The 21,475-nt window shown below is 71.9% G+C and carries 20 protein-coding genes; 11 read left to right on the forward strand and 9 right to left on the reverse strand.

Going from position 1 to position 21,475, the window contains the following annotated elements:
- Positions 1-138 precede the first annotated feature (138 nt).
- Positions 139-1,011, reverse strand: a complete 873-nt coding sequence (locus ACZ4EF_RS21790; protein WP_467506100.1) for a lysozyme — start codon at positions 1,009-1,011, stop codon at positions 139-141.
- Between the two features lie 239 nt (positions 1,012-1,250).
- Here ACZ4EF_RS21790 and ACZ4EF_RS21795 point away from each other — a divergent pair, with 239 nt between their 5' ends.
- Positions 1,251-1,664 carry a MarR family winged helix-turn-helix transcriptional regulator gene (locus ACZ4EF_RS21795; protein WP_355344462.1) on the forward strand — a complete coding sequence of 138 codons (414 nt, stop codon included), beginning with the start codon at positions 1,251-1,253 and terminating at the stop codon, positions 1,662-1,664.
- 16 nt (positions 1,665-1,680) lie between these two features.
- Here ACZ4EF_RS21795 and ACZ4EF_RS21800 read toward each other — a convergent pair whose 3' ends face one another.
- On the reverse strand, positions 1,681-2,439 hold the full coding sequence (locus ACZ4EF_RS21800) for a hypothetical protein (protein WP_467506102.1): 759 nt from the start codon (positions 2,437-2,439) through the stop codon (positions 1,681-1,683).
- Between the two features lie 400 nt (positions 2,440-2,839).
- Between ACZ4EF_RS21800 and ACZ4EF_RS21805 the strand changes: the two genes are divergently transcribed.
- Genes ACZ4EF_RS21805 through ACZ4EF_RS21825 form a run of 5 tightly spaced genes read left to right on the forward strand, consistent with a single transcriptional unit; the run spans position 2,840 to position 8,173 of the window.
- Positions 2,840-5,368, forward strand: a complete 2,529-nt coding sequence (locus ACZ4EF_RS21805; protein WP_467506104.1) for a sensor histidine kinase — start codon at positions 2,840-2,842, stop codon at positions 5,366-5,368.
- A complete protein-coding gene (locus tag ACZ4EF_RS21810; protein WP_467506106.1) occupies positions 5,365-5,883 on the forward strand; it encodes a roadblock/LC7 domain-containing protein in 519 nt (172 codons plus the stop codon). Before ACZ4EF_RS21805 ends, ACZ4EF_RS21810 begins: the two co-directional genes overlap by 4 nt.
- Positions 5,883-6,275 (forward strand): DUF742 domain-containing protein, encoded by a 393-nt coding sequence (locus ACZ4EF_RS21815; RefSeq protein WP_188281760.1) that lies wholly within the window; start codon positions 5,883-5,885, stop codon positions 6,273-6,275. Before ACZ4EF_RS21810 ends, ACZ4EF_RS21815 begins: the two co-directional genes overlap by 1 nt.
- A complete protein-coding gene (locus tag ACZ4EF_RS21820) occupies positions 6,256-6,864 on the forward strand; it encodes a GTP-binding protein (RefSeq protein ID WP_355344424.1) in 609 nt (202 codons plus the stop codon). Before ACZ4EF_RS21815 ends, ACZ4EF_RS21820 begins: the two co-directional genes overlap by 20 nt.
- 52 nt (positions 6,865-6,916) lie before the next feature.
- Positions 6,917-8,173, forward strand: coding sequence for a styrene monooxygenase/indole monooxygenase family protein (locus tag ACZ4EF_RS21825; protein ID WP_355344421.1), 1,257 nt, complete (start codon positions 6,917-6,919; stop codon positions 8,171-8,173).
- Between the two features lie 37 nt (positions 8,174-8,210).
- On the opposite strand, the gene ACZ4EF_RS21830 is transcribed toward ACZ4EF_RS21825, so the two are convergent.
- The 5 genes from ACZ4EF_RS21830 to ACZ4EF_RS21850 form a co-directional block, all read right to left on the reverse strand.
- On the reverse strand, positions 8,211-9,569 hold the full coding sequence (locus tag ACZ4EF_RS21830; protein ID WP_355344418.1) for a C40 family peptidase: 1,359 nt from the start codon (positions 9,567-9,569) through the stop codon (positions 8,211-8,213).
- Between the two features lie 305 nt (positions 9,570-9,874).
- Positions 9,875-11,551, reverse strand: a complete 1,677-nt coding sequence (locus ACZ4EF_RS21835; protein ID WP_355344415.1) for a chitinase — start codon at positions 11,549-11,551, stop codon at positions 9,875-9,877.
- A gap of 200 nt (positions 11,552-11,751) precedes the next feature.
- Entirely contained in the window at positions 11,752-12,015 is a 264-nt protein-coding gene (locus ACZ4EF_RS21840) for a hypothetical protein (RefSeq protein ID WP_355344412.1), read from the reverse strand.
- A 46-nt stretch (positions 12,016-12,061) separates the two neighbouring features.
- Entirely contained in the window at positions 12,062-12,796 is a 735-nt protein-coding gene (locus ACZ4EF_RS21845; RefSeq protein WP_355344409.1) for a TetR/AcrR family transcriptional regulator, read from the reverse strand.
- Between the two features lie 89 nt (positions 12,797-12,885).
- Positions 12,886-13,779: an AurF N-oxygenase family protein gene (locus ACZ4EF_RS21850; protein ID WP_467506110.1), complete on the reverse strand. Its 894-nt coding sequence runs from the start codon at positions 13,777-13,779 to the stop codon at positions 12,886-12,888.
- A 105-nt stretch (positions 13,780-13,884) separates the two neighbouring features.
- Here ACZ4EF_RS21850 and ACZ4EF_RS21855 point away from each other — a divergent pair, with 105 nt between their 5' ends.
- From ACZ4EF_RS21855 to ACZ4EF_RS21865, 3 genes are all read left to right on the forward strand, one after another.
- The gene (locus ACZ4EF_RS21855; RefSeq protein ID WP_355344403.1) at positions 13,885-14,994 is read left to right on the forward strand and encodes a ferritin-like domain-containing protein; all 1,110 of its coding nucleotides are present in this window, start codon (positions 13,885-13,887) and stop codon (positions 14,992-14,994) included.
- Positions 14,995-15,024: 30 nt separating this feature from the next.
- Positions 15,025-16,209, forward strand: a complete 1,185-nt coding sequence (locus tag ACZ4EF_RS21860) for a CapA family protein (protein ID WP_467506112.1) — start codon at positions 15,025-15,027, stop codon at positions 16,207-16,209.
- 215 nt (positions 16,210-16,424) lie between these two features.
- Positions 16,425-17,267 carry a polysaccharide deacetylase family protein gene (locus tag ACZ4EF_RS21865; protein WP_467506114.1) on the forward strand — a complete coding sequence of 281 codons (843 nt, stop codon included), beginning with the start codon at positions 16,425-16,427 and terminating at the stop codon, positions 17,265-17,267.
- A 34-nt stretch (positions 17,268-17,301) separates the two neighbouring features.
- Here ACZ4EF_RS21865 and ACZ4EF_RS21870 read toward each other — a convergent pair whose 3' ends face one another.
- A complete protein-coding gene (locus ACZ4EF_RS21870; RefSeq protein ID WP_467506116.1) occupies positions 17,302-18,762 on the reverse strand; it encodes a peptidoglycan D,D-transpeptidase FtsI family protein in 1,461 nt (486 codons plus the stop codon).
- Entirely contained in the window at positions 18,759-20,153 is a 1,395-nt protein-coding gene (locus ACZ4EF_RS21875; protein ID WP_355344391.1) for an FtsW/RodA/SpoVE family cell cycle protein, read from the reverse strand. Before ACZ4EF_RS21875 ends, ACZ4EF_RS21870 begins: the two co-directional genes overlap by 4 nt.
- A gap of 107 nt (positions 20,154-20,260) precedes the next feature.
- On the opposite strand from ACZ4EF_RS21875, the gene ACZ4EF_RS21880 reads away from it, so the two are divergent.
- Together ACZ4EF_RS21880 and ACZ4EF_RS21885 are read left to right on the forward strand one after the other, a co-directional pair.
- Positions 20,261-20,914, forward strand: a complete 654-nt coding sequence (locus tag ACZ4EF_RS21880) for a pentapeptide repeat-containing protein (RefSeq protein ID WP_391044447.1) — start codon at positions 20,261-20,263, stop codon at positions 20,912-20,914.
- Between the two features lie 12 nt (positions 20,915-20,926).
- Entirely contained in the window at positions 20,927-21,427 is a 501-nt protein-coding gene (locus ACZ4EF_RS21885; protein ID WP_355344385.1) for a glutathione peroxidase, read from the forward strand.
- The last annotated feature ends 48 nt before the right edge of the window (positions 21,428-21,475 follow it).

A 21,475-nucleotide genomic window follows, 5' to 3' on the forward strand; every position in this document is an offset into this window, starting at 1 on the left:
CTGTGAAGGCCGTGGCCCGGCTGTGAAGGCCGTGGCCCGGCCGTGAAGGCCGTGGTCCGGTCCTGAACACGCGAGTTCCCCGCACCCTTGGGACGAGGGTGCGGGGAACTCGTGCGTGCGGGAGCCGCCGCGAGGTGACTAGCCCAGGGCGAGGGCCTGGAGACGGGACAGGTCTCCGTTGAAGCGGTCCTGGTCACCGGGGAAGGTGCCGGAATCGCCGTACTGCCAGAAGGTGTAGAAGCCGTAGCCCGCGGGCAGGGTGCCGACCGTGCTGGTGTACTTCGCGATCCAGATCGGGCTGGTGGTGGCGAAGCCGCTGTTGTTCCCGGTGCAGGTGTTCCACCAGTCGAAGGTGGTGTAGATGACCGGGTAGACACCCTCACGCGCGTGGTACTGGTTGGCGAAGGCGTGGATCCAGCTCACCATGCTGGCCTGGCTCAGGCCGTAGCAGGTCGCGCCGTAGGGGTTGTACTCGATGTCCAGCGCGCCCGGCAGCGTCTTGCCGTCGCCGGACCAGCCGCCGCCGTGGGCGATGAAGTAGTCGGCCTGCGCGGCGCCGCCGGAGGTGTCGGGGGTGGCGAAGTGGTACGAGCCGCGGATCATGCCCACGTTGTACGACCCGTTGTACTGCTGCGTGAAGTACGGGTTGGTGTACGACGTGCTCTCGGTCGCCTTGACGTAGGCGAACTTGCCGCCGTTCGCCCACGCGGTGGCCCAGTTGACGTTCCCCTGGTAGCCGGAGACGTCCATGCCGAGCGTCTGCGTCGCCATCGGGGTGACGGTCCCGGCGGACGACGACGAGGAGGCGCTGGAGCCCTCGTGCGCCTTGATGGTGGAGCCCATCCAGTCGAGTTCGGGGTGCGTGAGGTGCCCCGTGCCGCTCGCCGCGCTGGCGGAGCCGGGCAGGACGAACACCATCGCGAGCATGGTGACGAACAGACCGGCCAGCAGGCCGAGCCTCTTCCGGACCGAGCCGGGGCCGTGCACGACGGAGAGATCTCCGTGGGACATTCGTGCCTCCATGGTGGGGACTCGGCATGGCCTTGCAGTGGCCATGACAGATTTGAAGGTAGAGGCGCGACTCCGGGCGTGAAAGGGGGTCAGGAAACCGCCGATGGTCTACTCCTGCGAAATACTTGACGTGCTGCGGAAACAACCGTGAGTGAAGGAAACTTTCAGGCGTTGAAAGCGGGAACGGTGTGAACGAGGCGAGACAGGCGGCGGAAGCGGCCGGATCCGACGACAGCGACATGGACGCGCTGGAGCGCGAACTGACCGTGCTGTTCCGGCGCGCCCGCGCCACCTCGGGCGACCTCGCCCGCGCCGTCCACCCGGAACTGGAACCCGCCGCGTACGGCCTGCTGGTCCGGCTGGAGGAGACGGAACCCGAGCGCGCCACCGAACTCGCGGCGTACTTCGGGGTCGGAAAGGCCACCATGAGCCGCCAGTTGCGGGCCATGGAGGAACTGGGCCTGGTCACCCGCGAGCCCGACCCCGCCGACGGCCGCGCCTTCCTGATGCGCCTGACCGCCGAGGGCCGCGAGCGCTTCTCCCGCGTCCGCACCGCCCGCCGCGAGCGCTACCTGCGCCAGCTCATGGCCTGGGACCGCACGGACGTCGCGGAGCTGGCCCGCCTGCTCCAGCGCCTGAACAACGAGGAGTAGCGCGCGCCCCGCGCGGCTACAGCTCCACCAGGACCGCTGTCGCGTCGTCGTGGCGCTTTCCGCCGGGGGACTCCTCGGCGGCCTCGCGGGCGCGCACGCGGGCGATCAGGGCCTCGGGGCCCGCCTTGCGGAGCAGGGTGAGGACATCGGGCCAGGCGTCGTCGCCGAACACCTCGACGGTACGGGCGGCGCCGTCGGTGAGCGCGGCCAGCGCGCGGACCCGGGAGCGCGGGGTGCGGCCGGCGACGGCCCGCGAGACGACCGCGGGATCGGCGGCGGCGGTGAAGAAACCGCCCTCCAGATTGCGCAGCGGCCCGACCCGTACGCCCGCGGCGCGCAGCCGGTCGATCCGGTCGTCCAGCACCGCGGTCACCTCGCCGTCCGGCGACTCCAGCAGCAGGGCCGAGTCCGACAGCACCAGGTGCTCGACGTACTCCTCGTCCCAGCGGACGGCGACCACCGTGGCCTGCGGGGTGAGCGGGTGAGAAAGATCACAGGTGTCACGGTGTGCCGCGGCCGTCCTGCCGATCGCGGCGGACAGAGCGTCGGGAAGCGTCATCTCCGGCCGGGAAACGGACAGTTCGAGCAGCGCACCGCCGACCCGGGCGGTGAACCACGGCACCGAGTGCACGCAATCTCCGTTGTCCGGCGGCGGCGTCACCCCGTCCAGCAGGACCACGGCGCCGCCCTGCCCGGAAGCGGGCAGGGCCACGGAGACGAAGTCCTCGTTCGGACGGTCGGGGGTGCCGGGCGCGGTGGCCATCTCGATGCGCATGGGACCAGTGTGCGGGACCCGCGGGTACGGACGGCGGCCCGCGGGTGTCCCGGCGGTGGCCGGACGGCGGCTCCCCGGCACCCCGCGCGGCGGCCCGGCGTTCGAAACCGCGCCCCCCGCGGACGGCCCCATTGGTACGGACCGGGGCGCATGGGCATATGCGCGCGGGCATCCTGCCAAAGGTCGCAGCACCGCGCCAGTGCCGTCCACGCCGGGCGAAGTGTCCCCGCGCACGCCGGACTTGTCGGTCAACTCCTCGTTGCGATTCACTCGTTCGAGTGTCCGGGGGAGCGACGCGTGGCACCTCTCCGGGCGGGGCTGCAAGGGTCGGAGGGACTTCTGCATATTCCCCGGGGACACTCCCGGGCCCGCCGGCGATACGTGATTGCGAGCACCGAAGTTGCGTGAACGACGTCAACCGCGAGAGCGGAGGGTCCGGCAGCGTCTGCTCGCCGCCCTGCTCGTCTGCGCCGTGACCGTCCTGGCCGCCGCCGCTCCAGGCGTCGCCCTCGCGGTCCGCGACCTGTCGCGGGCCCAGGACCGGGCGGACGCGGCCCAGCTCACCACCCGCGCCACCGTGCTCGCCCACTCCCTCGCCGACGAGCGCGACGACCTCGCCGCCTTCGCCGCCGACGGCCGTGACGCGGCCAGCGGCGACGGCCTGCCGGAGGACAGCCGCTCCCGCGTCGACCGCCAGGTCCAGGACGTCGCCGCCGACGCCCCCGCCGGCCTGCGGACCGCGCTCGCCGCGCTGCCCCGCGTCCGGCAGGGCGCCCTCGGCGGCGACGGCGGCCCGCAGAGCGTCATCAGCGCCTACCAGCCGCTGCTCGACGCCCTCGGCAGGACCGCGGGCCCGGTCACCGCGCCGCTGACCCGCGCCGTCACCGCCGCCGCCGTCCAGCGCGGCCTGCTGGTCGCCGCGCTCACCGCGGGCGGCACCCAGCCGGAGCTGACCGCCGCGGCCCAGGTCGCCCACGTCCAGGAACAGGCCGCGCTCGCCGAATTCCGCGCCACGGCCCCCGCCGACCTGCGCGGCCAGTACGACCAGACCGTCACCGGCGCCGACACCGCGCAGGCCGACCGCGACCTCGCCCAGCTCCTAGACGGCGGGCAACTCACCCGCTCCGACCGGGCGCTGGGCGCGAAACCGGTCAACGCGGCGCTGACCGCCAGGATCGGCCTGATGCGTACGGTCGAGGCGTCCGCCGCCACCGACGAGGCCCGCGCCGCCGCCCACGACCGCGACGACGACGTCACCGCGCTGGAGCTGCGGGCCGCGCTCGCCGCGCTCTGCCTGCTGCTCGTGGTGGGCGTCCTCGTCACCGTCTTCCGCAGCCTCACCCGCCCGCTGGCCGCGCTGCACCGCTGGTCCCGCGCCGACGCCGAGAGCGGCCAGGGCGCCGAGGTGACCGGCACCGACGAATTCGCCGCCGTCGCCCGCCGGGCCAACGCGCTGACGCAGGAGGCCCAGGCGCTGCGCTCGCGCTCCGCCGACCTGGCCGCCGACCGCATCCGCGCGCTCGGCGTGCACGGGGCGCTCTCCGCCGAGCGGGACACGCTGCTGCGCCGCCAGGACGAGCTGACCCGGCAGCTCGCCGCCGCCACCACGCAGGGCGCCGCGCAGCTCACCTACGTCAACCTCAGCCTGCGCACCCTCGGCCTGGTCGAGCGTCAACTCACCCTGATCGAGGGCCTGGAGGACCAGGAGCAGGAGCCGGACCGGCTGGAGACCCTGTTCAAGCTGGACCACCTCGCCACCCGCATGCGGCGCAACAGCGAGAACCTGCTGGTCCTCACCGGCACCGAGCACAGCCACGGCGCCGCCGCCCGCCCGGTCCCGCTGGTCGACGTGGCACGCGCCGCGATCTCCGAGATCGAGCGGTACGACCGGGTACGCATCCAGGTGCTCGCCGTCGCCCGGATCGCGGGCCGCGCCGCCGACGACATCAGCCACCTGCTGGCCGAACTCCTCGACAACGCCACCTCCTTCTCCGCCCCGCACGCCGAAGTGCACCTGTCCGGCTGGCTGCTGGAGAGCGGCGAGGTCATGCTGTCGGTCGAGGACGCGGGCATCGGCGTACCGCCGGAACGCCTCGGCGAGCTCAACGCGGTACTCGCCGACCCCGACCCGGCCCCGCCCGGCACGGTCTCCGGCATGGGCCTGTACGTGGTCTCCCGGCTCGCCCACCGGCACGGCGTCCGGGTGCAGTTGCGCCCGCAGAAGCTCGGCGGCACCGCCGCCGTCGTCGTGCTGCCGCGGGTCCTGCTCCCGGCCGCGCAGCCCGACGAGCAGCCCGCCACGCCGGTGGAGGCCGCGCTGGCGGGCGAGCCGATGCCCGCGGCCACGACGCCGGCCGGCGCCGGGGCCGACGCCCCGTCAGCCCCGGAACCGGCCGCCGAACCCGCCTCCGCCGCACCGGAGTTCGGCCGGGCGCCCGCGCCCGCCGCCGACCCGGCCGTACCGCGCCAGACCGAGCACACCCGCCCGGCTCCCGACGGCGGGACCGCGCCAGGACAGGGCGCCTCCCGGCCCAGGCACCGTAGGGTGTCCGCAGCCGACACGCCTGCCGCGCCCGTCGGCGGCAGCCTCACCGGCAAGGGCCTGCCGCAGCGGACCCCGCGCAGCACCGGTCTGACCGGAGAGCCCGCGACGCGCGAGCCGCAGCGCGGGGGACCGGTCGACGCCGAGGCGCTGCGGCGCAAACTGGGCGGTCTGCAAAGGGGATTGCAGGCCGGACGGCGGGACGTCGAGGAGGAGATCACCAGCGGATCAGGACCGGTCGCCGGGGCAGGAGTGGTGATACCGGAGCAGGGAGCCGGAGCGGGACCGGGAGCGGTGGAGGGCACCGCGGTCACGACCACGGACGTGCGAGGGGACGACCAGGGGGACGCAGGCCCAGCCGAAACCGTTGAGGAGGCGACCCGTTGAACGCGGTCGGCACGCAAACGAAGGACTTGAGTCATGAGGCGCGCAATCTCCAGTGGCTGTTGCAGAGCTTCGTCGAGGAGGTGCACGGCGTCCGCTCGGTCGCCGTGGTCTCCTCCGACGGCCTGCTGCTGATCACCTCGCACGCCGAGGCCGACGCGTCGCCGCCCCCCGCGACGCCGGCCGACGAGGACCCGGCGGTCCCCGCCCCGCGGAAGAACCCCGCGGGGGACCGCGGCGACCTCGCCGCCGTCGTGTCGGGCCTGGCCTCCCTCACCGTCGGCGCGGCGAAGCTGATGGACGGCGGCAAGGTCCGGCAGACCACCGTCGCGATGAGCGACGGCGCGTTGTTCGTCATGTCGATCAGCGACGGCTCGCTGCTGGGCGTGCACGCGGGCGCCGACTGCGACATGAGCGTCATCGCCTACCACATGGCCCTGTTCGTCGGACGGGCCGGACACGTCCTGACCCCCGCACTGCGCAGTGAGCTGCGCCACGCCCTGGAGAGTGCCCGCTGATGCCGTCGCTGCCCCAACGCGGAGCCGACCGGCGCACCGCGCGCGTACGCCCGTACGCTTTGACCGGCGGTCGCACGCGGTTCGGCCATGTGCTCATGGTCGAGACGTTCGTGGCCACCGTTGACGGTCCGGGCGAACAACTCGCCCTCACCAGGGGCGACTGGGCCGAGCGCGTGATGCCCGAGCTGCGGGCGATCGTCGAACTGTGCCGCAGAATGCGGTCGGTGGCCGAGATCTCCGCACTCCTGCGGATGCCGCTCGGCGTCGTCCGTGTCCTGATCAGTGACCTGGCGGACCAGGGAAGGATCCGCGTGTACGGAACCGGGCACGGGCCCGGCAGCCCCGACCGCGCGCTGCTCGAAAGGGTGCTCAGTGGACTTCGCAGGCTCTGACCAGCAGGACGGCCTGCAAGAGTGGCAGAAGGAACGCGGCAGGGCGCCGGTCTCCACGAAGATCGTGGTGGCGGGCGGCTTCGGCGTGGGCAAGACCACCTTCGTCGGCGCCGTCTCCGAGATCGCACCGCTCACCACCGAGGCGGTGATGACCCAGGCCAGCGAGGCCGTCGACGACCTCGCCGCCACTCCCGACAAGACCACCACCACGGTGGCCATGGACTTCGGCCGGATCACCCTGGACCAGGACCTGGTGCTGTACGTCTTCGGCACGCCGGGACAGCAGCGCTTCTGGTTCATGTGGGACGACCTCGTGCGCGGCGCGATAGGCGCGGTCGTGCTCGCCGACACCCGCCGACTGGCCGACTGCTTCCCGGCGTTGGACTACTTCGAGGGCACCGGTCTGCCCTACACGGTCGCCGTCAACCAGTTCGAGGGCACGGCGCAGTACACCCCGGACGACGTCCGTGAGGCACTGGCCGTACCCGCCCACATCCCCGTATTGGTGATCGACGCTCGCAAGCGGTATTCAGTGGTGGAGGCGCTGCTGGCGCTGGTCGGGCACGCGCTGTCCGAACAGCCCATGTAGTGGCCGCGGTTGCCGCCGCGTTACGAAGTCCATCGACCTGAAGCGAGCCGTTGTGCGCAAGATACTCATCGTCGGAGCCGGGCAGGCCGGGCTCCAACTCGCCCTGGGCCTCCAGTCCCAGGGCTATGACGTCACCGTGATGTCCAACCGGACCGCCGACGAGATACGCGGCGGCCGGGTGATGTCCACCCAGTGCATGTTCGCCACCGCGCTCCAGCACGAACGCGACCTCGGACTGAACTTCTGGGAGGACCAGGCGCCGCGCATCGAGGGAGTGGGTGTCTCCGTCTCCGCGCCCGACGCCTCACGGCCGATCGACTGGGTGGGCAGGCTGCGCGGTCACGCGCAGTCCGTCGACCAGCGGGTGAAGATGGCAGGCTGGATGGAGACCTTCGCCGAGCGCGGCGGCAAGCTCGTCATCCATGGTGTGGCCGTATCGGATCTGGACTACTTCTCCCGCGCCTACGACCTGGTGCTGGTGGCCGCGGGGAAGGGCGAGATCGTCTCCATGTTCCGCCGGGACGCCGCCCGTTCGCCCTACGACGCCCCCCAGCGGGCGCTCGCGGTGTCGTATGTGCACGGACTCGGGCCGCGCCCCGAGCACCCCGACTTCTTCGCGGTGCGCTGCAATCTGGTGCCGGGCGTCGGCGAGTTGTTCGTGATGCCGACGCTGACCACCTCGGGCCCGGCCGACATACTCTTCTGGGAGGGCGTGCCCGGCGGCCCGGTCGACGTCTTCCAGGGCGTCAAGGACCCCGCGGAGCAGCTCCGCCTCACACTTGACCTGATGCGCCGCTTCACGCCGTGGGAGTACGACCGGGCGGGCTCGGTCGAGCTGACCGACGCGGGCGGCACGCTCGCCGGGCGGTACGCGCCGACCGTGCGCGAGCCGGTCGGTGAACTGCCCTCGGGCGGGCTGGTTCTGGGCGTCGCGGACGTCGTGGTGGCCAACGACCCGATCACCGGCCAGGGTTCCAACAACGCCGCCAAGTGCGCGGCCTCGTACCTGGCGAGCATCGTCGAGCGCGGCGAGCTGCCCTTCGACCGCGCGTGGATGCAGAGCGCCTTCGACCGCTACTGGAACCACGCGGCGCCGGTCACCAAGTGGACCAACGCGATGCTCGCGCCGCCGCCGGAGCACGTCCTCGGCCTGATCGGCGCGGCGGGCGGGCTCCAGCCGGTCGCCGACCGCTTCGCCAACGGCTTCGACGACCCGGCCGACTACGAGGAGTGGTTCTTCGACCCGGAGCGCGCCGGGGCGTATCTCGCCGAGGCGCAGGCCGCGGCGGGAGCCGGGCCCTCCGCCTAGGCGTCGGACCCGGCTCCCACGGGCCGCCGGACAGGCCCTAGCTCGCGCCCCCGCTCGCGGTGGCGGAGGGCGTGGGCGTCGGGCCGCCGGACGGGGTGTCCGAGGGCGTCGGCGTCGGGGTGATCCTCGGCGGCGGCGTGCTCTCGCCCGGGGTCGGCCGGGTGACGGGACCCGTGGAGTGCGGCGGCGGCGTGGCCGGCGCGGTGCCGGTCGACCCGCCGGAGGTCCTGGGCTTGGGCGCCGGGGGCGTCACCTGCGGGCTGAACGGCGTCGGCTGCTCGGCCTGCTTGGGGATCTTCGGCAGGGTGTAGTCCCCGGCCGGGGCGCTGCCGAGGTCCGGGCGGACGGCGCCCAGTATCGGGTTGGCGGCGATCGGCGAGACCTTCACCACCGAGCCGGGGCGCGGCGCCTGGACCACCAGTCCGTCGCCGATGTAGATCGCCACATGGGTGGCGCCGGAGAAGTAGATCACCAGGTCGCCGGGGCGCAGCAGTTCGAGCGGCACGTGCGGGAGCCGCGCCCACTGCTCCTGGCTGGTGCGCGGGATGGTCACCCCGGCGTGCGACCACGCCTGCGAGGTCAGCCCCGAGCAGTCGAAGGAGTCCGGACCCTGCGCGCCCCACACATACGGCTTGCCGAGCTGCATGAAGGCGTAGCTGATGGCCCGCTTCCCCGCGTCGGACGGCAGGCGGCTGTCGGCGTCGGAACCCAGCGCCTTGGAGTCGAGGAACTCCTGCTGCGCCTTGTTGACGCCCTTTTCCTCCAGCGACTGCAATTCGCTGATCTGCACGCCGGTGAGCCCGGCCAGTATCGACTCGACCTCCTGGAGGCGCTTTTCCACCGTGTTCTTCTGCGCCTGCTGGACGGCCAGCGCGGACTGCGCCTTGTCCAGCGCCTGCTGCGCCTGGGTGTTCAGCTCGTTCAGCCGCTGCTCGCCGCTGGTCAGCTCGGCCAGCACGTCCTGCTGGTGGTCGGCGGCCCGGTCCAGGACGTGCCGCTGCCCGAAGAAGTCCTGCGGGGTCTGGCCGGTCAGCATCGACAGGTACGGCGACACGCTGCCGTCCTTGTACATCTGGCGGGCCATCAGACCCACCTCGTCGCGCTTGTCCGCGACCGAGACCCGCTGGTCGGCGAGTTGTGCGTCGACCTGGTCGGCCTGGGCGCGCTGCCGGTCGGCGGTCTCCTTGGCCTTGTTGAACGACTCGGTCGCCGTCTCCGTCTGCGCGTAGAGGGTCTGGAGCCTGGTCAGCAGATCGGGCAGCGAGACCTCCGCCGCGGGCGGTGGGTCGTAGGGTCGCGCCGCCGCTTGCTGGGCCGGCAGAGCGAGTGCCGCGGCGGCGAGCAGAGTGCCGCAGACCGCGGCCGAACGCAGCCACCTCCTGGTACCTCGGGCCACTGACTACCCCTCATCTCCCGTAACCGGTCGGTAACACGCTACGCGATCCGCATCCTGCCACGAATTGTCATATGTTCGACAGAGGGAATAGGCGATTCCGCGCAACCCGGTCACTCTCACAGGTGATCTTCGCCGTGCGATCACCTTCCGGACATAAAAAGCGTACGGCCCGGTCACCGCCCTCGGCGGCCGGGCCGTACGCGTTTCAGGAGCCGTCACCGGCTCGGTCGAAGGCCGGCCGACGGATCGGCCGAGGGGTCAGCCGAGGGGTCAGCCGACGGATCGGCGGGGGATCTGCGGGCGGTTCAGCCGAAGTAGCTGGTGAAGTTCTTCTGGAATTCCCAGTTGCTGAACTTGTCCCAGTTCACCGACCACGTCATCAGGCCGCGCAGCGCGGGCCAGGTGCCGTGGGTGGTGTAGCCGCCGCAGTTGGTCTTCTTGGTCAGGCAGTCGAGCGCCTGGTCGACGGCGGCCGGGGCGGTGTAGCCGTTGCCCGCGTTGACCGAGGCGGGCAGGCCGATCGCGACCTGGGAGGGGGCGAGCGCCGGGAACATGTTGGCGGTGTTGCCCGCCACCGGGAAGCCGGTGAGGAGCATGTCGGTCATCGCGATGTGGAAGTCCGCGCCGCCCATGGAGTGGTACTGGTTGTCCAGGCCCATGATCGAGCCGGAGTTGTAGTCCTGGACGTGCAGCAGCGTCAGGTCGTTGCGCATCGCGTAGATCACCGGCAGGTACGCGCCGCAGCGCGGGTCCTGGCCGCCCCACGGGCCCGAGCCGTAGTACTGGTAGCCCATCTGGACGAAGAACGTCTCGGGCGCCATCGTCAGCACGAAGCCGCTGCCGTACTTGGCCTTGAGGGTCTTCAGCGCCGAGATCAGGTTGACGATCACCGGGGTGGTCGGGTTCTTGAAGTCGGTGTCACCGGTGTTCAGGGACAGCGAGTGGCCCTCGAAGTCGATGTCGATGCCGTTCAGGCCCCAGGTGTCGATGATGCCGCTCACCGAGGAGACGAAGGCGTCGCGGGCGGCCGTCGTGGTGAGCTGCACCTCGCCGTTCGCGCCGCCGATGGACAGCAGCACCTTCTTGCCCTTGGCCTGCTTGGCCTTGATCGCGGCCTTGAAGTCCGCGTCGGACTCCACTCCCGGGCACTCGCTGGCCGAGCAGCGGGTGAAGTGGATGCTGCCCGAGGTCGGCGAGCTGGTCTCGCCGAACGCCAGGTCGATGATGTTCCAACTGTCCGGCACGTCCGCCAGCTTGGTGTAGCCGGAGCCGTTGGCGAACGTCTCGTGCAGATAGCCGACCAGCGCGTGGGTGGGCAGTCCGCCGGAGGGCGGGGGCGAGGTCGGGGGAGTGGTCGGCGGCGTCGTGGGAGGCGTCGTCGGCGGGGTGGTGGGGGGAGTGGTCGGGGGCGTCGTCGGCGGCGTCGTGGGCGGGGTCGTCGGCGGGGTGGTCGGCGGCGTGGTCGTGCCGCTGCCGGGGCCCTGGAGCGAGACGTCGTCGGCGAGGTACGCGGGCTGGCCGTACCAGCCGTGCACGTAGACCGCCGCGCTGGTCTGGCTCGCGCCGGTGGTGAAGGACACGCTCAGCGCCGCGTAGCCGCTGCCCGTGCCGGGCGTCCACGTACTGGTGCCGCCGTCCACGCCGAGGTAGACGTACGCGCCCTTGACCTGGGCGGTCAGGGTGTACGTGGTGTTCGGCGCGACGGACACGTTCTGCTTGCACTGCGCGGTGCCGCTCGCGCTCGGCGTGCCCTGGAGGGCGTAAGTGCCGCTGTGCGCCTGGCCGCTGACGACGGCGGCGGTGCCCGCGTCGCAGCTCCAGCCGGACAGGCCGCCGGTCTCGAAGCCGCCGTTGGTCAGGAACTCGCCCGCGCTGGCGGACGGGGCGAGCGCCACGAGCCCGCCGAGCGCGACGGCGCCCGCGAGGGTGGCGGAGGCGGCGATGAAGGTTCTGCGTCTGTTGCGCGGTGCGGTGGAGAGCATGGGGGGATGCTCCTTCGGTGAGGACGGCGCATGTCACCGCGCAGCAAACAGGTCCAGACCAATGCGTGTCAATGGTCCGGACCAATACCCGGCCCTTTGACCTGTGGAACCGTCCGGTTCGGCCGCCTTTGCGCCGCGCGCCGCGCGGCCCGGTCCGACGCGATGTCCCGCGTGGCCGCGCGGGCCCGTCCGGCGGGGCGTCAGGCGCCTTTGCGCCAGGGCCACTTGGGGCCGTCCGGGCGGTTGCCCTCCGGGTCGTACACGAAGACCCAGCGGGTACGGCGGGAGCCGCGCGGGCCGGGGCTGGGCTCGCGGTGGTAGACGTGCACCACCGGCGGACCGCCCTCGGGCGTGGGTACGGGCACGGTGTAGACGCGCGGCGGCTGCCCGGTCATCCCGGCGAGCACGCCGAGCACCCGCCCGTCCAGCGGGCCCCCGACGAATTCCGTGTCCTCGTGTCTCACCCGCTCAGGATGGCACGGCGGGCGGCGCGGGGTTCCCCGGTCGGGGTCAGGAGGGGTCGGGGAGCAGATGTGCGACCGCGTCCGCGATCGGCGCGAGCCGCCGCGCCAGCCCGCCGGCCGGGCTGCTCGGGGTCTCCAGCGCCAGCGCGCGGGCGGCGGCCTCCGCGGCCTCCGGGTCGGTCGTCGCGGTCACCAGCAGCAGCCCGATGAAGTGGTCCACCAGCCACGCCCGCAGCTCCGCGACCGGCGGCTGCTTGCCCTCGTCCAGCCAGATCAGCGATATCGCCTCCACGCAGGCGATCCACGACCTGACCATCATCGCCAGCCGCGGCCCCGGCGCCGTCACCCCGAGGTGGTGCAGCACCTGCTCCGCGGCCCTGCGCCGTACGTCGTCCACGATCGCGTCCGTACGGCTGGTCTCGGCGACGCTGCCGCCGCGCAGCAGCGCCCCGTACGCCGCGTCGTGCTCGTCCACATACGCCAGGTAGCGGTCCAGCGCGTCCGCGAGCCGTTCGGTCGGCGGCCCCTGCGAGGGGACGCCGAAGCGGCCGATCAGCTCCTGCGCCGCGTCGTGCACCGCGGCCTCGTACAACTGCTGCTTGCCGCCGGGGAAGTAGCGGTAGACCAGCGGCCGGGAGACCCCGGCCGCCGCCGCGACGTCGTCGACCGACACGTCCTCCGGCCGCCGGTGGCCGAACAGGTCGACGGCGGCGGCCAGCAACTGCGTACGGCGCTGCTCGACGCTCATCCGGCGGTATGCGGGCGCCGCGCTGCTGGTCATGTCCAGCAGACTATCCGCCCGCACACGTGAACGGGTCGGCCCGGGCGCGGGGCTTCGCACGGGTGTCCGGGTCCGCGGGCGCGGCCGGGTCAGCCGAGCAGTCCGGAAGAGCGCCACAGCTTGCGGCTCGGGCCCTTGATCAGCCCGATCTCGTCCAGGAAGTCCATCAGCCGCTTCGCCGACTGCCGCATCACCTCGCGGCGGTGCGGGCTGGTGCGGGCCGCCTCGGCCGCCCGGACGGGGTCGAGGCCCACCGACGCGTAGACCTGCGGGCTGATCAGCGAACGGGCGATGGTCCTGGCGGCCTGCGCGGAGGTCAGCCGGGTGAATTCGACCTCCCAGCGCGGCGCCGTCACCATCTGGCGGCGCAGCTCCTCGCGGGCGTAGCGGATGTGCCGGGCCTCCTCGACCACGTGAATCCGGGTCACGCCCTGGACGAAGGGCTGCACGCGGTCGTCGGGGAAGGTCAGCCGCTGCATCCAGTCCAGGATCTCCTCGGCCAGCAGCGTGCCGGTGAAGGCGCCGGGCGTGGTGGACACCGTCTTGATCAGCCGGCCGAGATTGTGGTCGAGGCTGCTGGGGCGGTAGGTGGGCGTGCCCATCTTCGTCACGGCCCGCGCGAACATCTTCGAGTGCCGGCACTCGTCGGCGATCTCCGTCAGCGCGTACCGCACATGGTTGCTGGTCGGGTCCAGGTCGTAGGTGTGCCGCAGCAGGAGCTGCATCAGGATCGTCTCGAACCAGACGCCGATCGAGCACAGCGACGCCGCCTCGTGGCGGCTCAGCTCGACGCGCTGCTCCTGCGACATCCGCTGCCACAGCGGGGTGTCGTACAGCGACACCAGCTCCGGCGGCCAGAACCACTTGCCTTCCTCGAAGGGCGCGTCCCAGTCCAGCTCGGTGTCCGGGTCGAACGAGTGCTTGGCGGACGCGGCCAGCAGCCGCTCCGCGGTCTTCTCGCGGTCGATCAGGCTGGTGTCCATCGTGAAGTGGCCTCCGGCGCATGAGGGTTACCTGCGGTACGACTCTTATGAGACTCTGTGTCAACAAGCCCGTCAAGACCCCGCGCACGTGGAATGGAGCCGCCGATGTCGACGGAAGCCCTGTACACGCAACCGCCCACCGAGTGGATCTGGCAGGTCCCGGCCCAGGGCGCCGCCCGCTTCTCCTGGGAGTACGGCGACGGCCGCGAACGCCTGCTCGCCCTCTACCAGAAGGGCAAGGACAAGCAGTGGGACGCGGCCAAGCGCATCGCCTGGGACCTGGAGGTCGACCCGTACGACCCGCTCGGCACCCCCGACGAGGCCATGTCCATCTACGGCAGCCGCTACTGGGACGCGATGAACGCCCGCGACCGCGGGCTGCTGCGGCAGCACTACACCTCCTGGCAGTTCAGCCAGTTCCTCCACGGCGAGCAGGGCGCGATGATCTGCGCCGCCCGGATCGTGGAGTCCGTCCCCGACCTCGACGCGAAGTTCTACTCCGCCACCCAGACCATGGACGAGGCCCGGCACGCCGAGATCTACGGCCGCTTCCTCCAGGACAAGGTCGGGATGGTCTACCCGATCAACGACAACCTCCAGGCGCTGCTCGGCGACACCCTGCGCGACGCGCGCTGGGACATGCCCTACCTCGGCATGCAGGTGCTCATCGAGGGCCTGGCGCTCGCCGCCTTCGGCATGATCCGCGACACCACCACCAAGCCGCTGCCCAAGCAGATCCTGGCCTACGTCATGCAGGACGAGGCCCGGCACGTCGCCTTCGGACGGATGGCGCTGCGCGACTACTACAAGCAGCTCACCGACGCCGAACTGCGCGAGCGCGAGGACTTCGTCATCGAGGGCTGCTACCTGATGCGCGACCGGCTGCGCGGCCTCGAAGTCCTGGAGAACTTCGGCATCCCCACCGCCGAGGCCGCCGAGATGACCGAACGCTCCGAATTCCTGCACCTGTTCCGCAAGCTGCTCTTCAGTCGCATCGTGCCGTGCGTGAAGGACATCGGCCTGTGGGGACCCCGGCTCCAGAAGGCGTACCTCGACATGGGCGTCTTCGACCTCGGTGACTCCAACCTCGACCAGCTCATGGACGAGGACGAGGAGATCGCGGAGAAACTCGACGCGGAACGCTTCGCCGCCGAGGAGCAGGCCCGCGTGGCCGAGGTCACCGACGCCATCGCGCAGGGGGCGGCCCCGCACTGACCCACGGCGAGCGGATCGTACGCTTGTCCGATGAACGAGGGAGCCGGACCGGAATCGCGGCGCGAGACACGCCGGGCCAGAGCACGCCGCCGACGCAGAAACACCGTCGTCGGCGGTACGGCGCTGCTGCTCGTCGCCGCCGGTTCCCTGTACGTGGCCTACGGCCGCGGCGGCTCCACCGAGGCCGGACCCGCACCGGACTCGCGCACCGCCGCGACCGGCGGCGCCGCGCCCTCCTCGACGCCGACGGCGGACGCCGCCGCGCGCCCGGCCGAGCCCGTCGGCACCGTGACCCTCGCCTTCGCCGGGGACGTGCACTTCACCGAGCGGACGGCGAACCGGCTCGGCATCGACCCGGCGCTCGGGCCGATGTCGACGGCGCTGGCCGCCGCCGACTTCTCGATGGTCAACCTGGAGTCCGCGATCACCACGCGCGGCACCCCGCAGCCGAAGAAGTACCACTTCAGGACCGGCCCCGACGCGCTCGCCGCGCTCCAGCGGTCCGGCGTCGACGCCGTCACCATGGCCAACAACCACGCCGTGGACTACGGCGCCCAGGGCCTGGCCGACAGCCTCGCGGCCAAGCGCGTGGCGCCGGTCCCCGTGGTCGGCATCGGCGCCGACGCGGCGCAGGCGTACCGCCCGTACACCGAGACCGTCAACGGCGTACGCCTCGCGGTCGTCGCCGCCAGCCAGGTCTACGACATCACCAACGAGAACTTCCGGGCCACCGCCACCGCCCCCGGCATCGCCTCCGCGCTCGACCGCCCCCGGCTGCTGAAGGCGGTCAGGGACGCCAAGGCGCACGCCGACGTCGTGGTGGTCTATCTGCACTGGGGCACCGAGGGCCAGAGCTGCCCGGGGCCGGAGCAGAAGTCGATCGCGGCCGACCTGTCGGCGGCCGGGGCCACCGCGGTCGTCGGCACCCACGCCCATGTGATGCTCGGCTCCGGCATGCTCGGCCCGACCTATGTGGCCTACGGGTTCGGCAACTTCCTCTGGTACGGCTCCTCGCCGTACCCGCACTCCGACGAGACCGGCGTCACCACACTGACCGTCCGCCGCGGCAAGGTCACCCGCGCCGTCTTCGCGCCCGCCCTCGTCGACGGCGCGGGCGTACCGCAGCCGCGGACCGGCGCGGCGGGACAGCGGATCACCGACCGGTACGAGCAGTTGCGCCGGTGCACCGGGCTGACGTCGCCACCAGGGAGTTAGCCGGACGTCCGGGTTCTGTAACGGCAGTGTCGCCGACGTGCCCATGGCGGAACCGACGCGGAGGCAGCAGCATCTATTCGGTCGCGGAGCCGGGGGGACGGCCGGCCGTGCGGACAGCGCGTGGAACACGGCGCGGACCGGGTCGATGGAATCAACGAGGCGGGCGGGTACAGACGATGACCGGAGGGCGATTCTCGGTGGGGCGACTGAGGACGATGCCGCAGGCGGCGGCCATCACGATGGCGGTCCTGGTGGTGGTGATCGCGTCGGTGGCCACCGCGGTCCTGGCACACGGGCACGGCAAGGCGTCGGCGAACAACGGCACCGGCGTCATCGGCGGGGTGAACGGCGGCGGCAAGGGCGGCGGCAACGGGAGCGACGGCGGCGGTACGGGCGCGGGTTCGACCGGCCCGTCCGGCACACCCACCAGCCACATACCCACCGTGGCCGCGGTGCCCGACACGATCGTGCACGCGCCGGAAGCCGCGGGCAAGGCCGTCAACATCACCATCGACGACGGACCCGACCCGGTCTGGACGCCCAAGGTGCTCGACGTCCTCAAGCAGCACGGCGTCCACGCCACCTTCTGCATGATCGGCCCGCAGGCCAAGGCCCACCCCGATCTCGTACGCGCCGTCGTCGCCGCGGGACACCGGCTGTGCGACCACACCGTGACCCACGACGAGTCGATGGACCACAAGCCCTTCGCGTACCAGCAGAAGGAGATCATGGACGCCTACGCCATGATCGAGGAAGCCTCGGGCGGCGCGCCCGTGCAGTACTACCGCGCCCCCGGCGGCGCCTTCACCCCGGCCAGCCGCGCGCTCGCCGCCCAGCACGGCATGCGCCCGCTCGGCTGGAACGTCGACACCAAGGACTACACCAAGCCCGGCGTCGGCACGATCGTGCAGACCATCAAGTACGAGCTGAGCAACGGCCCGACGATCCTCTTCCACGACGGCGGCGGCGACCGCGAGCAGACTGTGGACGCGCTGGAGCAGATCCTGCCCTGGCTCAAGGGGCAGGGCTACGCCTTCAGCTTCCCCAAGGTGAACTGACCGCCGTCGCACGGCACTTGTCTCCGACGGCACGTCAGCGCGCGCTCAGCACCGCCTGCATGACCGCCCGCGCGACGGGCGCCGCGTTCCCGCCGCCGGAGATGTCCGCCCGTACCGCCTCCGCGTCCTCGACGACCACCGCCACCGCCACCGACGCCTGCGTACCGCCCGGCGGCTTCGCGTAGGAGATGAACCAGGCGTACGGCGTCCCGGTGTTGTCCACACCGTGCTGCGCGGTGCCGGTCTTGCCGCCGACGACGACACCGGGGATCGCCGCGTTGGTGCCGGTGCCGTCGGTGACCACCGCCTCCATCAGCTGCTGGAGCTGCTGCGCGGTGCCCTCGCTCATCGCCCGGTGCAGCGTCCGCGGCCCGTCGGCGGAGACCGTCGCCCCGCTGTGGTTGGTCACCGAGTCCACCAGGTACGGCGCCATCAGCACCCCGCCGTTGCCGACCGCCGCCGCCACCATCGCCATCTGCAACGGCGTCGCGGTCGTGTCGAACTGCCCGATCGAGGAGAGCGCCACCTGGTCGGGGCTCATCCGCGTGTCGAAGTTGCTCTTCGCGACGGACGGCGGAATCCGCAGCCGCGTGTCGTTGAAGCCGAACGCCTGCGCCTGCGCCCGCATCCCGGCCAGCCCCACATCGGCGCCCAGCTTGGCGAAGACGGTGTTGCACGACACCCGGAAGGCGTCGTACATGCTGGCGTCGGCGCAGCCGCCGCCCTCGTTGGTGAGCGTGGCCGTCGAACCCGGCAGCCGGTACGGATCGGGCGAGCGCGTCGGCGCCAGCAGATCGGTGACCTTGCCGCTCTGGAGCGCGGCGGCGGCTGTGACGACCTTGAACGTCGAACCCGGCGGATACGTCTGCCGGATCGCCCGGTCCAGCATCGGCTGACTTGTGTCCGTGGTCATCCGCGTCCACGCGTCGTTCACCGCCGCGCCGGTGCCCGACAGCGCCGCCGGGTCGTACGACGGCGACGACACCAGCGCCAGAATCCGCCCGGTCGCCGGATCCACCGCGGCCACCGCGCCCCTGCGGCCCGCGAGGCCGGTGTACGCCGCCCGCTGCGCCGCCGCGTCGATCGTGGTGTGCACATCGCCGCCGCGCTGCCGCGCCCGGGTGATCTCGTTCCACAGCGGCACCGACGCCAACTGCGAGGCCGTGCCCGACAGCACGCCGTCCTCGGTGCCCTCCAGCAGCGTCGTGCCGTACGTCTGCGAGGCGAAGCCGGTCACCGGCGCGTACAGCGGCCCGTCGGCGTACGTCCGCTGGTACCTCAACTGGCCGCCCGCGTCGCGTGATCCGGTCACCGGGGAGCCGCCGACGAGGATGTCGCCGCGCGGCTGGTGGTAACGGGTGATCGCGATCCGCCGGTTGGCCGGGTTGCCGTCGTACGCGGACGCCTTGACGACCTGCACCCGCGCCGCGTTGAGCAGCAGCGCGACCAGCAGCAGGAAGCAGAAGGCGGCGGCGTGCCGCACACAGCGGATCACCGGGTCCGCTCCAGCGGCGCGAGCTGGTCCGGCGGCCCCTCGGGCAGATCGGGCGCCGGGCGGCGGGCGCTGTCGCTGAGCCGGATCAGCAGCGCCACGATGATCCAGTTGGTCACGACGGACGAGCCGCCCTGCGCGAGGAACGGCATCGCCATGCCCGTCATCGGGATCAGGTCCATCACCCCGCCGGTGATCACGAAGACCTGGAGCGCCAGGATCGAGGCCAGGCCGACCGCGAGCAGCCGCCCGAAGGGATCGCGCAGCGCGAGCCCGGCCCGGAAGCCGCGCGCCACCAGCAGCGCGTACAGCAGGAGCAGCGCGGTCAGTCCGAACAGGCCCAGCTCCTCGCCCGCGGTGGCCAGGATGAAGTCCGACTTCGCGGCGAAGCCGATCAGCGCGGAGTGGCCCTGGCCGAGCCCGGTGCCGAGCACCCCGCCGTTGGCGAAGGCGAACAGCGACTGCGAGATCTGGTTGGGGCCGATGCCCGCGTCGATGGTCGCGAACGGGTGCAGCCAGTCCTGCACCCTGCTGTGCACGTGCGGCTCCAGCGCGCCGACCGCGCACGCGCCCACCCCGGCGAGCAGCAGCCCCACGGCGATCCAGCCGGTCCGCCCGGTCGCCACGTACAGCATGATCACGAACAGGCCGAAGAAGAGCAGCGAGGTGCCCAGGTCGCGCTCGACCACCAGGACGCCGACGCTGAGCAGCCAGATCGCCACCACCGGGCCCAGCACGCGGCCGGTGGGCAGTTGCAGCCGCCACACCCGGCGGCCCGCGTACGCCAGCGCCGCGCGGTTGGCCGACAGGTAGGCGGCGAAGAAGACCGCGAGCAGCACCTTGGCGAACTCGCCCGGCTGGAAGGAGAATCCGGCGACCCTGATCCAGATCTTCGCGCCGTTGATCGCGGGGAAGAAGATCGGCAGCACCATGAGCAGCAGCGCGGCGGTCACGCTGATGTACGCGTAGCGGGCCGGTGTCCTGTGGTCGCGCAGCGCCAGCACCACCGCGATGAACAGCGCCACCCCGAGCGTGGACCAGATCAGCTGGGTGGGCGCCGCCCGGCCGCCGAGCACCGGCTCCAGGTCGAGGCGGTAGATCAGCACCAGGCCGAAGCCGTTGAGCAGCACGGCGATCGGCAGCAGCAGCGGATCTGCGTAGGGGGCGCGGGCCCGGACCGCGAGGTGGGCCAGGAGCGCGAGCACGCCCAGGCCCGCGCCGTAGGCCGCGGCGTCGGGCGGCACCGCGCCGTTCCTGGCCAGGCCGACCTCGGCGTAGCCGTACACCGAGATCAGTACCGCGGCGACGATCAGCGACAGCTCCACACCGCGGCGGCGGGGCATCCGCAGGGCGGCCGGGGGAGCGTCCGCCGCCGCGGCGCTGGTTGCGCTCATGGGCTGCAACCTAGCAAGGGGTGGGGTGTATGTCCCTTAAGTCGGCTTCCCGGTGGGCCGCCGATGCCTCACGGGGCGCTGTCGGAGGTGCCGCGTACGCTGGCCGAGTGACACCCCCGGACGAACTCGCCGACCTTCCGTACGCCGATCTGCTGCGTCCTCACACCGGCCCGCTGGCCGTCGAAGGGGACTACGACACCGTCCACTTCGACCGCCTCGCCTTCGAGGACGAGGCGGCCAACGGCTCCCGCTTCCTGGAGTGCGCGGTCACCGACTGCACCTTCACGGACACCACCCTGCGCCGGTCCCGGATCAACGACCTGTGGGCCACCGGCAGCCGCTTCACGGGCGTCTCGCTCGCTGAGAGCGACTGGCTGGACTCCTCGCTCACCGCCTGCTCGCTGGCGGGTGTGGAGGCGTTCGGAGCCGTGCTGCGCCGGGTCACCTTCCGGCGCTGCAAACTGGACTCCGTGAATCTGCGCGCCACCGCCCTGCACGACGTGGCCTTCGAGGACTGCGTCCTGCGCGACGTCGACTTCGGCGAGGCCAAGCTGAACGGGGTGACCTTCCCCGGCAGCAGCATCGAGCGCGCCCGGCTCGGCCGCGCGACGCTGAAGAAGGCCGACCTGCGCGGCGCGGTCACCATCGACCTCGCCGACGGATACGAGTCGCTGCGCGGCGCCGTCATCAGCTCCTCGCAGCTTCTCGACCTCGCCCCCGCGCTCGCCCAGACCCTGGGCATCACGGTCACGGACCGATAGGAGAATTCACTCATGAGCAACCCCGTAAGCCTCTACGACATCCCCCTGAACACCATCGACGGCGACCCCACCACCCTCGGCGCCCACGCGGGCAAGGCCGTCCTGGTGGTCAACGTCGCCTCCAAGTGCGGCCTGACCCCGCAGTACGAGGGCCTGGAGAGGTTGCAGAAGCGCTACGCCGACCGCGGCTTCACCGTCCTCGGCGTGCCGTGCAACCAGTTCGGCGGACAGGAGCCCGGCACCGCCGAGGAGATCCAGACCTTCTGCTCCACGACCTACGGCGTCAGCTTCCCGCTGCTGGAGAAGGCGGATGTCAATGGCGCGAACCGGCATCCGCTCTACGCCAGGCTGACCGATGTGCCCGACGCGGCCGGAGAAGCCGGTGACATCACCTGGAACTTCGAGAAGTTCCTGGTCAGCGCCTCGGGAGAAATCGTCGGGCGTTTTCGGCCGCGGACCGAGCCCGAGGCTGCGGAGGTCGTTGGGGCGATTGAGGCACAGCTTCCGTCGTGACCTTGCCACGTGCTTAGATGCGCGATTGCGCCATGGCAGAATCCGGCC

This window comes from Streptomyces sp. NPDC025721, from assembly GCF_055558595.1.

Excerpts from the sequence above, each read along its gene's own strand:
- ACZ4EF_RS21795 (WP_355344462.1), top strand. The coding sequence starts at position 1,251 with ATGGACGCGCTGGAGCGCGAACTGACCGTGCTGTTCCGGCGCGCCCGC.
- ACZ4EF_RS21835 (WP_355344415.1), bottom strand. The coding sequence starts at position 11,551 with ATGCTCTCCACCGCACCGCGCAACAGACGCAGAACCTTCATCGCCGCC.
- ACZ4EF_RS21800 (WP_467506102.1), bottom strand. The coding sequence starts at position 2,439 with ATGCGCATCGAGATGGCCACCGCGCCCGGCACCCCCGACCGTCCGAAC.
- ACZ4EF_RS21855 (WP_355344403.1), top strand. The coding sequence starts at position 13,885 with ATGTCGACGGAAGCCCTGTACACGCAACCGCCCACCGAGTGGATCTGG.
- ACZ4EF_RS21865 (WP_467506114.1), top strand. The coding sequence starts at position 16,425 with ATGCCGCAGGCGGCGGCCATCACGATGGCGGTCCTGGTGGTGGTGATC.
- ACZ4EF_RS21815 (WP_188281760.1), top strand. The coding sequence starts at position 5,883 with ATGCCGTCGCTGCCCCAACGCGGAGCCGACCGGCGCACCGCGCGCGTA.
- ACZ4EF_RS21790 (WP_467506100.1), bottom strand. The coding sequence starts at position 1,011 with ATGTCCCACGGAGATCTCTCCGTCGTGCACGGCCCCGGCTCGGTCCGG.
- ACZ4EF_RS21845 (WP_355344409.1), bottom strand. The coding sequence starts at position 12,796 with ATGACCAGCAGCGCGGCGCCCGCATACCGCCGGATGAGCGTCGAGCAG.
- ACZ4EF_RS21860 (WP_467506112.1), top strand. The coding sequence starts at position 15,025 with ATGAACGAGGGAGCCGGACCGGAATCGCGGCGCGAGACACGCCGGGCC.
- ACZ4EF_RS21875 (WP_355344391.1), bottom strand. The coding sequence starts at position 20,153 with ATGAGCGCAACCAGCGCCGCGGCGGCGGACGCTCCCCCGGCCGCCCTG.
- ACZ4EF_RS21885 (WP_355344385.1), top strand. The coding sequence starts at position 20,927 with ATGAGCAACCCCGTAAGCCTCTACGACATCCCCCTGAACACCATCGAC.
- ACZ4EF_RS21850 (WP_467506110.1), bottom strand. The coding sequence starts at position 13,779 with ATGGACACCAGCCTGATCGACCGCGAGAAGACCGCGGAGCGGCTGCTG.